The sequence below is a fragment of the Mesorhizobium sp. WSM4849 genome (assembly GCF_055811385.1).
Window position 1 is genome coordinate 1 of the sequence record NZ_JBVVPW010000041.1, and the last position, 9,735, is coordinate 9,735.

The window sequence follows — 9,735 nt, forward strand, 5'->3', positions numbered from 1 at the left end:
CCTCAGTTGGGACAAAGCGCTCCAACGCAGATCACTTTCAAGGTTGACGCGAAAATCGCTTTCTTCACGGACGACTAACCACGTAGCAGCCGAGGCTGCAGAGCCCATCTACGCCGTCGATCCAGCCTCATCGTCGTCGGGATCAGCGCAGGTGTCGGAAACAGCCGCGCAGCTCCTTCGTAAACAGATCCGGCTCTTCAAACGCCGCGAAATGCCCGCCGCGGTCGAGTTCGTTCCAGTGGATGAGATTCGGATAAACGCGATCGGCCCAGCTGCGCGGAGCGCGAAAGATTTCTCCCGGAAAGATGCTGCAGCCGACCGGAAGCTCAACGCGGGAGGCCGGCGTAAAGCCGTTCTCGAAATACATCCGCGCGGAAGACGCCGCTGTGTTGGTCAGCCAGTAGAGCGTGATGTCGTCAAGCATCTCGTCGCGCGTAAGCGCCTGCTCCGGATCACCGTCATTGTCGCTCCAGAAGCGAAATTTCTCGTAGATCCAGGCAGCCAGTCCAACGGGTGAGTCTGCGAGCGCATAGCCGACCGTCTGGGGGCGCGTCATTTGCAGCTGGTAATAGCCGAAGTCTTCGGTTTGAAATCGCGCCAGTGCATCGACGGCCCGCTGCTCGTCTGGTGATTGTGGCGCAGGGACCGGATCCGGAATCACCTGCGGAAAGTTGAGATGGATGGCTGCAAGGCCGGACGGCCGCTGCTGCGCCAGCCTGGTCGTAACGAGTGCGCCCCAATCGCCTCCCTGGGCGACATACCGGTCATAGCCGAGCCGGCGCATCAATTCTGCCCAGGCCCTGGCGATGCGGTCTGCATTCCAACCGCGCTCGGAGGGCTTGTCGGAGAATCCGAAGCCCGGCAGGGAGGGGGCAATGACATGGAATGCGTCCTCGGCTCTGCCGCCATGCGCGGTTGGGTTCGTCAAAGGTTCAATGACCTTGAGGAATTCGATGACTGATCCTGGCCAGCCATGTGTGATGATGACCGGCAGGGCTTTCGGATGGCTTGAGCGCACGTGCAGGAAGTGAATGCTGAGCCCGTCGATCCGGGTTTGATATTGCGCAAAGCCGTTGAGCGTATTCTCGCACCGCCGCCAGTCGTAGCCCTTCTGCCAATATTCCACGAGGGCGCGAAGCTTGTCGAGCGGCACGCCCTGCGACCAATCGGTGACCGTCTCGCGTTCCGGCCAGCGCGCTCGCGTCAAACGTTGCTTCAGATCATCGAGCGCAGCTTGTGGCGCGCGATAGGCGAAGGGCGAGATGGCGGGTTGCGCGAACACGCTTCCCGCACGCGCAAGGGCAGTCGCTGTGATAGCTGTCGAACCGGCCGCTTGCAGAAACAAACGACGCGATAATGCACTGGTAGATGCTCCATAACCAAGCGGCTTTGTTCCAAATTTGCTCATCATGAACTCCTCTCAGCCGGTGTGGGTCGGGCCTCAAGCGTTCCAACTCGGATGCGTTCTGAGGCGTTCGTTCCAGCGCCGCTGCCTCGGGCACGCCGCCGGAGGTGATGTCCTCTGCGACGCGGGAGACGGCGCGAGGGTGCGAACGCTCAAGACGACCTTTGTGCCTTCCCGCGCAAATGCCTGGCGACGGCGCCACCGATTGATCCGCCCGCGCCGTACGGCCCACTGATCGTCCGCGTCGTGACGTGCTGCCAGGGTTCAGATAGGCCTCAAGCCGGCCGTCAGTCCCTCGGCGATTCGTTTGTCCGCGGCAGCCCCTTGCCGGTTTCGAGCAAGCTCTTAAGGCTCGACATCACCAGCGGCCAGCCCTTCGACACGCCGTCGATCAGCTTGTGCGGACCATCGACCTCTGCCTCGTGCGTGATGGTGAGCTTCGTCACGTCGTCGACCTGTTCGATCTCGAAGGTGCAGCGGGTGAAGCCGTCGGCCTTGATGTCCGGGAAGAACTCGTTTCGCCATTTAATGACAAGACGCCGAGGCGGATCGATATCGATGATCTCGCCGCTGTCAGCGACTCGCCCGTCGGCAAAGACCAGCTTCCAGGGCGAACCCTTCTTCCAATCCGTCTCCTGGTGGGCGCCTGACCAGTATTGCCGATTGAATTCGGGCTCGGTCAGCGCCTGCCACAGTTTCTCGGGCGTTGTGCGGATGTAGGTCACGTAGACGAAGCTAGCCTTACTCATCGCTCGTTCCTTCCAGCCGTTTCTTCAAATCGGCGAGCGCCCGCAGGCGCCCCTGCTCGAATTTGCCGATCCAACGGTCAGCTATTTCGGCGATAGGGGCTGGATTGAGGTAGTGCTCCTTCTCACGGCCCCTGCGGCGCGTCACGACGAGGTTCGCTTCTTCCAGAATCGCCAAATGCTTGCTTACTCCCTGCCGTGTCATGCCCATCTCTTTGCAAAGCGCGTTTAGCGTCTGCCCGTTTCGTGCGTGGAGATTGTCCAGCAGCTGCCGGCGTGTCGGATCGGCCAGCGCCTTGAAAACGGCATCCATGCTCATGGCACTATATAGGCAACTAATCGGTTGCATGTCAAGGGCGAATTCATAAGAAGGCGACAGGGAGCCCATCACCACTCCAGCCAATGCGGACGCGGAGGAGGTGGATTAGCTCAGCCTTTGTCAGTGCCGATCCAGTGATCGAGCGCAATCCGGCCGGGTCCCCACGCCATGATGCCGAGCGCCATCGCCGCCCAGGTGATGTGCAGCGGCCAGCCGTCCGGCACGGTGAGCTGTATGACCAGCGTCATCACGAGCAGCCCGAATGCCGCCAGTCGTGTCGCCAGGCCGAGAACAAGGAGAATTGGCAGCAGGATTTCCGCCGATCCTGAGATGAACGCCACCAGCCCAGGTGCGGGAAAATTGTAAGGGCCGCCGGGCAGATGCAGCTTGAGCTCCGAGCTGAAAAGCAGCACGGCGACCTCGTTCAACTGCAGAAAACCGTCCCATTTGTTGATGCCGGACCGCCAGAACGGGACGGCGAGCGCGCAACGCAGGACAAGCTGCGTCAGCGATGGTGTGGCACCCGTGCGCAGGGCGGCATTCACCCTCTCGACGAGGGCGGCAATCCCTCGCGGCTTGGTGCTGGCGTTCTGCCCATGGTTCGTCATGGTCATCCTCCCTGGTGTGCCGCCGTGAAGGCGCCTGCTTGCAGCAGGCCGGCAATGTTCACGGCAAGGTCGAATTCGGCCCGCTCCGCAAATGCTGCCGCCGCCGCCGCGCCGAGCGGCTCGCCCGTCATGAGACGGTCCAGGAAAACAGCACCGCCGGGCGGCAGGTGGTGAACGAAGACTTCGAGGCCGGGCCGCGTGACCAGCGCATCTTCAGGGTCGCCCGCCTCAATCCGCCCGACAGGACCGTCGCTCCGGTTTGCCGCAAAGATCGTCACGACCGGATAGCGCGAGCGTATGGCGCGCGTTGCCGGGTGCGGCACGAACACGGTATCGGCCAGCCGTTCGGGCGGGATCGCCGCCAGTGCTCGGGACGCCAACGGTTCCGCGTCTGCGGCATGATAGGCGTCGAGCCAGGCACGCTCCATGCGCGCCACGTCGGCCAGCCACGGCATCGACTGCGCGTATTCGTAATGTTCGATAAAATCGGGAAAGTCGCGGCCGTATTCGAACAGGAGCGGCGAGGTGGGTGGCGTTTCGCGGACATGAAAGCGCGCCATCGCGCGAAAGAAGTCCGGGCCAGTGATGCGCAGCGTCGCTGGAAAGCTGGCGGCCAGCGCATCGATCAGGCTGACCGTGACGTTGTTGCGGTAGACGGCATATCGCTTGATCGCAGCCTTGCCGTTCGGCCCCGAGACAACCTCAGGCGGGGCTCGGTCAGGATCGAGCAAACCGGCGGTGAATGCCGCGGCATAGTCGAACCGGCGGCCGAGATCGCGCGACTGGAGCTCATCCTTCGGCATGGGCTTTTCCGAACAAGCTGTCGGCATGACGGTCGAGGATCGCCTGGGCGGCGGCGGCCTCCGCCTTGAGCACCGGCCAATCGGGAATGTCGCTATCCCATTCGATCAGCGTCGGCAGCGGCCCGCATCGGCCGATGACGACATCGAAAAGCTTCCAGACCGCGTCGGCGACCGGGCCGTCATGGCTGTCGATGAGCAGCAGATCGCCCTCGTCATCCTCCTGCTCGGCGTGGCCGGCCAGATGGATTTCGCCGACATGCTGAAGCGGGAAATCCGCGAGATAGGAAAGGGCTGAAAAGCCGTGGTTGGTGGCTGAAACAAAGACGTTGTTGACGTCGAGCAGCAAGCCGCAACCGGTACGCCGCACCAGCTCTCGGATGAAATCCGTCTCGCTCATCGTCGATTCCGGGAAAAGGACGTAGGTCGAGGGGTTCTCGAGCAGTATCGGGCGGCCGATCGTCCCCTGCACCTCATCGATATGATCCGCCACTCGCGAAACCGTTGCATGCGTATAGGGTAGGGGAAGCAGGTCGTTGTAATAGGTTGTGTCGTGGGTCGACCAGGCGAGATGCTCGGAAACGAGCGCCGGTTCATAGCGGTCGACGAGCGCCTTGAAACGACCGAGATGCGCTTTGTCGAGCGGCCGCGGTCCGCCGATCGACATGCATACCCCGTGCAGCGAAACGGGATAGTCGCGGCGGATCTTGGTCAGCGCATCGTGCGGCGGGCCGCCGGCGCCCATGTAGTTTTCGGCGTGGACCTCGAAGAAGCCGTCCTTTGGGTCGTCGCCGAGGATCGCGGGTAGATGCTCGTGCTTGAAACTGGTGCCGGCAGGGCCAGCGATTGGGTGCGCCGGAAAGCGCGAGGTTTTCGACACGCGGGATGTTGGGTGAGTGACCATTCCGTTCATCTACATCTCCGCTTTCCGGGCAGTTGCATTGCTTACGACGGGATGTCGCGGGTCAGCTCTGTGGGCGAGCCCTTGCGGTCGCCGGGCAGGTCCATCGTCGTGCAGGTGCCGCCGTCGACAAATTTCCAGGCGTTGCCCTGATAATCGACAGTCGAGGTGCCTTGGCAGGTAGTGCCGGGTCCTGCCTTGCAGTCGTTCTGCCCCTTCAGGGCGACACCAAAGCACTTCTCCTTGCCGGCATCCATCGCCGCCTTGACCTGTGCCTCGGACAGCGGCGCGGCCGTCGCAAAAGAAGCAAGAGCCGTGGCAACGGCGCCGGCCAGAAAGGCCGCGCTCACGGTTGATCTTGTTGACATGATTTCACCTCCGATTGGGTTGTTGCGCGCGCGGTTCCTCAAGCGCGCATTGGTCAGTTCGGTCCGGAGGTTCCCTGTGTTACATCTTTTGGGAACACGACTTCGTGATCGCCTGGGGACCTGGCGTGAGCAATATTTCGCCTGTCACGCTAAGGGGGCTGACCACAGGGCAACGAGCCGCCGGAAGGCACCGCCGTGTGAACAGCCCGTGTGAGGCGCCACGGAACCACCGCAATCCTGCGAGACCTTTGCGACCAGTTTGCTGCGCTATGGGAGCAGGATCATGCTGAGCAGGATCGCCGAGTTCTTCATCTTCGGTGTCGTGCCGCTGGTCGGTATACTGGTGGTGCCTGAGTTGTCAGTCGCTGCCGAGAAAATCCTGAAGGGCGAGGTGACGTATCGCGAGCGCATTGCGCTGCCGCCCAATGCCGTGCTTTCCGTGCAGCTTGCCAATGTCTCGCTGGCCGATGCACCGGCCGCTGTCATCGGCGAGCGCAAGGTGGCGCCGGCCGGCCAGGTGCCGATCAAGTTCGAGATCAGCTTTGATCCCCAGGTGATCCGGCCTGATATGACCTATGTGCTGCAGGCGCGCATCACCGTCGACGACAGGCTGTTGTTCATCTCCGATGAGCGCCACCAGGTCGATCCGCTGAGCGACGCGTCGCAGACCGTCATGCTGAAGATGGTGACGTCGAGCGAGCAGCCGGCGGCGGCCCCGGTGTTCGGGCAGAGCTGGCTGATCGAGTATATCGACGGCATTGGTATGATCGCCGAGCCGCAGGCGACGTTCAGGATCGACGAGGGCGGCAAGGCCGGCGGCAGCGGCCCTTGCAACGTCTACTTCGCCACCGCCAAAGTCGATGGTTCGACGATCGCCATCAATGACATCGGTTCGACCTTCAAGGCCTGCGCGTCCGAGATCATGGCCGAGGAAAAGGCGCTGTTCGAGGCGCTGGCCAAGGCAGCGTCTTACCATGTCGACGCCGGCAAGCTAGTTATCGCCGACAAAGACGGCCGCGTCATCCTGCGCTTCAACGCTGCGAGCTAGGGTGTATTCGATATTCAGGAGATGCCGGCCTGCAAACGGCGGTCAGCTGCGCTTCCGGTACCTGAATCTCAAAGACACCTTTGCGCATGATCCCAAAATCGGACGCTTTTCAGCCGGAATAAATCGGGCGGGAGGAACGTTATCCTCCTCATAGACGGCGGGTGAGGCAAAAGGGATATTTCGAGATATCCCTTCGTTGAAGCCGCCAGAATGGCTGCGGCTCGTTCTGGCCACTCAAAGGAGTCCAGAGATGAAAACGCACGCACTTATCCTTGCTGCCACATGCGCATCGCTCCTTGCCTTTGCTGGCGTTGCCAAGGCAGACGACCATCTGTTCGATGCCCTTCAGCATGGTCTCAGTCCGGATAGCCAACCCTTCCAGACCAACAAGGCTGGCCACAACGGCGATCTTGCGCCCGGGCAGGGCAGCCCGTTCACCGGTCACGATACACAGACCCCGGCCACGGACACGGAAGCAGCTAACGACCATGCGAACGTAAAGGCTCGCGAGCCGAAGTGATCAGAACCCGACGCGAGGGCCGGGCGCCAATCGGCCCTTGGATGGCCGTGGACGAAAAAAGGCCGGCGAAACGCCGGCCTTTGAGTCATGAAGCGGTGATCAGGGCCGTCGGCTCAGCCGACGATCTCGGTGTCCGAGAACCAGTATTTGATCTCCTGCGCGGCGGTCTCCGGCGCGTCGGAGCCGTGCACGGAATTCTCGCCGATCGACAGCGCGTGTACCTTGCGGATGGTGCCTTCGGCGGCGTTGGCCGGGTTGGTGGCGCCCATCACGTCGCGGTTTTTGGCAATGGCGTTCTCGCCTTCCAGCACCTGCACGACCGTTGGACCCGACGACATGGACTCGACCAACTCGCCGAAGAACGGACGATCTCTGTGGACGGCGTAAAAACCTTCCGCCTCGCGGCGGCTCATCCACACCCGGCGCGAGGCGATGACGCGCAGGCCGGCTTCTTCGAGAATCTGGGTGATGGCGCCGGTGAGATTGCGCCGGGTTGCATCTGGCTTGATCATGGAAAAGGTGCGTTCGAGCGCCATGGGGTCGTCCTTGTGATGGAGAGTGGAATTCGGGGTGGCGGGCTCTATACAAGCCGCCCGCCGGCTTGCCAAGGGGAGGCCGGCGCGGCGCGCATTTCTGCGCCGCATAGCGCATCGCCGTCAGCCCGAACCAATGTTTTCATAACTGCATCTCGATCGTCAGCTTGGCCGTGTCGCCAGCCCGAAGGCCTTCGCGGACCCGCACCGCCGTCTTGATCGGCAACAGCAGGCTGCCGGATTTCTTGTCGGGAAACAGCGATGTCCGCCATCTGGTCTGGCCGATGACGGCTTCCACGCCAAGCGAACCCCAGGGCCGTGCCATGCCCGCCGTCGCCGTCTTGATCCGTGCCCCAAGCTCCGGCGGCAGCGTCACGAAATGCCAGCCGCCCTTGCCTGGATAGACCCAGATCTCGGCCTGCACGTCGTAGCGAAACATTTTGTGCCCTTCCTCAGATCAAGGCTGTCACCGGTGGCTTCGCCATAGTGCCTTGTTGGCAACGCCGGCGATTGGCGAAAACATCCATGATATCATTCTTCCCTGCATGGAGGAGCCATTCTTCCCCTGCAAGAGAGGATGGCAGCGTCGCCGTTGCGCTACCGCCTTATCACCATCGAAGCGCGCCGGACTTCCCAGCCCTCCCGTTCCAGTTCCGGCACGCTGTGGTTCTCGCTCGGGTAGCCGACGCAGAAGTAACCGATCAGCGTCCACTCCGGCGGCGCGTCCAGGATCGTCGCCATTTCGGCCGGATCGAGGATCGAGACCCAACCCATGCCAATTCCTTCCGCGCGCGCCGCCAGCCAAAAGGTGTGGATCGCCATCACCGCCGAATATTCGATGGTCGCGGGCATGGTCAGGCGGCCGAGCCCATGCCCCTGTTGTGTCGCGCGGTCGGCGAAAACCGCGAATTGGCAGGGCGCTTCATTCAAGCCGGCGAGCTTCAGGCGCGCATAGAGCGCGGCGCGCTCACCCGAGAACGATGCGAGCGCCTCCGCATTGCAGCGCTCAAAGCAGGCCCTGATGGCGGCGCGGCACTCTGCACTCTCGACCATGACGAAACGCCAGGGCTGGCTCAGCCCGACCGAGGGCGCAATGCTGGCGACGTCAAGCAGCCGCTCCAGCGCGCCTTCGGGGAGCGGCGTCGGCTTGAATCGCCTGACGTCCCGCCGCCACAGGAAGAGGTTGCCCAGCTCGGCGCGAAAATCGTCTGGGAATTCCGGGCCTGACGTCATGGTGTCGTGCTGCCGTTGCTAAAGGGAGTAGGGGAGTAGGGGAGTACGACAGTAGGGCAGTAGGGCAGTAGGGCAATAAGGCACTAGGTATGCGCGCCGCCGCGACTTCCCTACTCCCTTACTGCCTTACTGCCTTACCCCCCTATGCGGCGGCAGCCGCCGCCACCTTGCGGCCGAGGCCGCCATGCAGGTCGAGGCAGCGCTCGAACCACTGGGCCACCACATCGCTGTTGTCGAGCAACCGGTAGGGTGAGGCGATGCTGGCCGGGCTATTTTGGTTCACAGTCGGATCAGGCGCGCCCGCGTTCATCGGCGGTTCAGGTTCCATGGCGTAACATTGGCCCAGCGAAGGAGGAGGGCCATGAAAAAGCTCTTGTCTGTCCTTGTGGCCGCAGTTTTCGGTACGGCTTTTGCCTTGCCTTTGAATGCCGCGCCTCTCTCTATTCCGAAATCTGAGCAGGTGCAGAACAGCGCCGTCGAACAGGTTAGGCACCGTAGACACTGGCGACACAACTATGGTCACTGGCGGGGTGGTCGTCACTGGAACCGACGATACGCATTGCGGGGGTGTGGCTACTATGGGTGTTACCCGCGCCGCTATTATAGGCCCTACTACAGACCCTTTTATCGCCCCTACTACGGCTTTAGCCCCTACTACGGCTTTAGCCCCTACTACGGCTTTAGCCCCTATTACGGCCACCGTGGTTACTACCCGCACTACTACAATGGCTCAGGAGTGAGCATCTATCTGCATTTCTAGCTACGAAATCGTGGAAAGCGTCCCATACCCCCAAGCGCGGTTTCAGGGAAGGCGGAAAGCTGGCGGACCAGAGTGTTGGACGCCCGACGCGAATCGAATGGCCTTGGCCATTCCGATTTCAAGTTTGCAATCCGTCAGAGGATTTTGACTTCCGCAGCCGCACTCCGGACCCTGAAGATCGGGAGCGCCGGACTTTTCCTAGCCGGGTGGTCTCAGGGCGGCTTCGTGACGATGGCTTTCCTGGAAAAACTCGAGAGAGCGGGCATTTCAGTGAAGGCAGCTGCCACGGCAAGTGCGCCGATCGATATCTTTGTGGCATTGCACGGCGCCCTGAACTTTCCCCGAAAGAATGATGCACCGTGGATGACGACGATCGTCATCCTGACGGCCTTCTCCTTTGAGAACTACTGCGGCACTTCCTTACTCCTTACTCCTTACTCCTTACTCCTTACTCCTTACTCCTTACTCCTTACTCCTTACTCCTTACTCCTTAC

13 protein-coding genes and 2 pseudogenes are annotated in these 9,735 nt (G+C 61.8%); 4 read left to right on the forward strand and 11 right to left on the reverse strand.

The genetic code is table 11. From position 1 onward, the window contains the following. Positions 1-142 precede the first annotated feature (142 nt). The 7 genes from AC0L3L_RS31535 to AC0L3L_RS31565 all read right to left on the reverse strand — a co-directional run bounded on the left by AC0L3L_RS31535 (position 143) and on the right by AC0L3L_RS31565 (position 5,147). Positions 143-1,408 carry an epoxide hydrolase family protein gene (locus tag AC0L3L_RS31535; protein WP_473641065.1) on the reverse strand — a complete coding sequence of 422 codons (1,266 nt, stop codon included), beginning with the start codon at positions 1,406-1,408 and terminating at the stop codon, positions 143-145. Between the two features lie 284 nt (positions 1,409-1,692). Further along, positions 1,693-2,154 (reverse strand): SRPBCC family protein, encoded by a 462-nt coding sequence (locus AC0L3L_RS31540; RefSeq protein WP_287183492.1) that lies wholly within the window; start codon positions 2,152-2,154, stop codon positions 1,693-1,695. Then, positions 2,147-2,470, reverse strand: a complete 324-nt coding sequence (locus AC0L3L_RS31545) for an ArsR/SmtB family transcription factor (protein ID WP_473641116.1) — start codon at positions 2,468-2,470, stop codon at positions 2,147-2,149. Before AC0L3L_RS31545 ends, AC0L3L_RS31540 begins: the two co-directional genes overlap by 8 nt. Before the next feature lie 110 nt (positions 2,471-2,580). Next, on the reverse strand, positions 2,581-3,078 hold the full coding sequence (locus AC0L3L_RS31550; RefSeq protein ID WP_473641067.1) for a DoxX family protein: 498 nt from the start codon (positions 3,076-3,078) through the stop codon (positions 2,581-2,583). A gap of 2 nt (positions 3,079-3,080) precedes the next feature. After that, complete coding sequence (locus tag AC0L3L_RS31555) at positions 3,081-3,881, reverse strand: HvfC/BufC N-terminal domain-containing protein (protein WP_473641070.1); 801 nt, start codon at positions 3,879-3,881, stop codon at positions 3,081-3,083. Then, a complete protein-coding gene (bufB, locus tag AC0L3L_RS31560) occupies positions 3,868-4,791 on the reverse strand; it encodes an MNIO family bufferin maturase (RefSeq protein WP_473641072.1) in 924 nt (307 codons plus the stop codon). Before bufB ends, AC0L3L_RS31555 begins: the two co-directional genes overlap by 14 nt. A 32-nt stretch (positions 4,792-4,823) precedes the next feature. Continuing rightward, positions 4,824-5,147: a BufA1 family periplasmic bufferin-type metallophore gene (locus AC0L3L_RS31565; protein ID WP_473486726.1), complete on the reverse strand. Its 324-nt coding sequence runs from the start codon at positions 5,145-5,147 to the stop codon at positions 4,824-4,826. A 283-nt stretch (positions 5,148-5,430) separates the two neighbouring features. Between AC0L3L_RS31565 and AC0L3L_RS31570 the strand changes: the two genes are divergently transcribed. Both AC0L3L_RS31570 and AC0L3L_RS31575 read left to right on the forward strand, forming a co-directional pair. Then, positions 5,431-6,195, forward strand: a complete 765-nt coding sequence (locus AC0L3L_RS31570) for a YbaY family lipoprotein (RefSeq protein ID WP_473641074.1) — start codon at positions 5,431-5,433, stop codon at positions 6,193-6,195. A gap of 250 nt (positions 6,196-6,445) precedes the next feature. Continuing rightward, positions 6,446-6,715: a hypothetical protein gene (locus tag AC0L3L_RS31575; RefSeq protein WP_473641076.1), complete on the forward strand. Its 270-nt coding sequence runs from the start codon at positions 6,446-6,448 to the stop codon at positions 6,713-6,715. Between the two features lie 113 nt (positions 6,716-6,828). Here AC0L3L_RS31575 and ndk read toward each other — a convergent pair whose 3' ends face one another. The 4 genes and pseudogenes from ndk to AC0L3L_RS31595 form a co-directional block, all read right to left on the reverse strand. Next, positions 6,829-7,251, reverse strand: a complete 423-nt coding sequence (ndk, locus tag AC0L3L_RS31580) for a nucleoside-diphosphate kinase (protein WP_473486728.1) — start codon at positions 7,249-7,251, stop codon at positions 6,829-6,831. A gap of 139 nt (positions 7,252-7,390) precedes the next feature. Beyond that, positions 7,391-7,687 (reverse strand): DUF1905 domain-containing protein, encoded by a 297-nt coding sequence (locus AC0L3L_RS31585; protein ID WP_473486729.1) that lies wholly within the window; start codon positions 7,685-7,687, stop codon positions 7,391-7,393. Between the two features lie 158 nt (positions 7,688-7,845). Further along, positions 7,846-8,481, reverse strand: coding sequence for a 5,6-dimethylbenzimidazole synthase (bluB, locus tag AC0L3L_RS31590; RefSeq protein WP_473486730.1), 636 nt, complete (start codon positions 8,479-8,481; stop codon positions 7,846-7,848). A gap of 142 nt (positions 8,482-8,623) precedes the next feature. Beyond that, positions 8,624-8,746: pseudogene (locus AC0L3L_RS31595) on the reverse strand (glutathione S-transferase family protein); the annotation flags it as partial. Positions 8,747-8,842: 96 nt separating this feature from the next. Here AC0L3L_RS31595 and AC0L3L_RS31600 point away from each other — a divergent pair. Then, a complete protein-coding gene (locus AC0L3L_RS31600) occupies positions 8,843-9,241 on the forward strand; it encodes a hypothetical protein (RefSeq protein ID WP_473641078.1) in 399 nt (132 codons plus the stop codon). A gap of 183 nt (positions 9,242-9,424) precedes the next feature. Beyond that, positions 9,425-9,655, forward strand: a pseudogene (locus tag AC0L3L_RS31605) (alpha/beta hydrolase); the annotation flags it as partial. Between the last annotated feature and the right edge of the window lie 80 nt (positions 9,656-9,735).